This window comes from Bradyrhizobium sp. Tv2a-2 (genome assembly GCF_000472425.1).
Classification (GTDB): domain Bacteria; phylum Pseudomonadota; class Alphaproteobacteria; order Rhizobiales; family Xanthobacteraceae; genus Bradyrhizobium.
In genome coordinates, this window is sequence record NZ_AXAI01000083.1 from 1 (window position 1) to 1,557 (window position 1,557).

Here is a 1,557-nt window from a genome sequence, read left to right on the forward strand (position 1 = left end):
TATGCAAACATAGGCCTGTCATACATCGATAACCCCACAAGCGTCACATACACGCCCAAAACGGGACACGCGCTGAATTTCTCTGCGTCAACGACGGTCTTCTTCTAGCAACCTGAAAGAGGCGCTCGCCGCCGAGCGCCTAATTCACCCGCTCCGGCGAGATTCGAGATGGTGCATGCGCGGTGACCTTGCCCCAAGTTTTATCCAATCGTGAGGGCGGTTGGATTTGCCCGGTTGGGCGGTGGTAGCGACGTGAGCCGTCGCGGAGCCATCGGCATAGCGCAGCGCCAGATCCCGGCGTGGATCGCGGGTGACTGCGAATTCGGACGGGGTCTTCCATCCGAGCTGAGAGTGTGGTCGTGCGACGATCAGTCGGTCTAGTTCCCGGGCCGCCCGGATGCCCGAGAGCGAGGTGTCGGCCAACAAAGCCAGACACTTGCGGGCGCAATCGTCGACCTCGGTCAAGATACGGAAACGTCGGCCGTCGGTGAGTTGATCCGAGACGAGGTCGAGCGACCAGCTCTCGTTCGGTGCCATCGGCACCATCATCGGCGCCCTGGTTCCGATCGCCCGCTTGCGGCCGCCACGGCGGCGCACCGCGAGCCTCTCTTCCCGGTAGAACCGGAGCAGCTTCTTGTGATTGACCAGGTAGCCCTCCGGCTTGAGCAGAACGTGCAGGCGTGGATAGCCTAAGCGGCGGCGCTCCTGGGCGATCGCTCGCATGCGTTGGCGAAGGCCGGCATCGTCCGACCTAGTCTAGCCGTCCGGTATCTCATGTCATGCGGCAACAGCCGATTGCTTTACACGCCCGCCGCTCGCTCATCCCGAAGGATTCCCGCAGATGCGCGACAGCTTTTCGCTTGGCCGCGGGCGTGACCATTTCTTTCCCAAGAGATCCTTCAAGGCTGCGTTGTCCAGCATCGTGTCGGCCAAAAAGGCGCTTCAGGCGCGTGTTCTCGTCCTCCAGCGTGTTCAGCCGCATGACCTCCGAGACCTCCATCACGTCAAACTTCGCTTTCCTTTTGTAGATGCCGGCGTCGCTGACGCCATGCTTGCGGCACAGATCGGCGACCGAAACGCCGGCCTCGCTGCTCCTTGGAAATCCCGATGATTTTCTCTTCCGAAAAGCGTTGCGCTTCATGCTCTGATTCTAGTCTGGGCCAGAACGAACTTCAAACCGGAATTAAACCAAAGGAGCAAGGTCAGCGGTCACGAGAATAAACGGGGGCGCTCGAAGCTGTGGTTGATCATGGGCTGTCGAGGACCGCTACAGCCTGCTGATCGAGGCGTTCCCGTCACCAGCGGAAGGCAAGCCGAACGGGTCGGTCGCGCTGAACCTGATCCGACTCTTACGCCGACCAACAGCAATAACGTTTCGCGCCAACAAGCCTGCAATGCAGAAAGGTTCGAAGAGCTATGCTCGAATAAAGTTAAACCGCTTGTTGCATAGAACGTCGACGGTTAGATGTGGAGCCTCAAGAGGTTATACCCGGCCAAGCCGAGCCTGCTGATTGGTGGTACAGACCCGATACTGCCATGAGGACGATGCCAATTGTA

At 59.5% G+C, this 1,557-nt stretch carries 1 pseudogene; it reads right to left on the reverse strand.

The annotated features are described in order from the left end of the window. Nucleotides 1-144: 144 nt before the first annotated feature. Nucleotides 145-1,112: pseudogene (locus A3AI_RS45030) on the reverse strand (transposase). Between the last annotated feature and the right edge of the window lie 445 nt (nucleotides 1,113-1,557).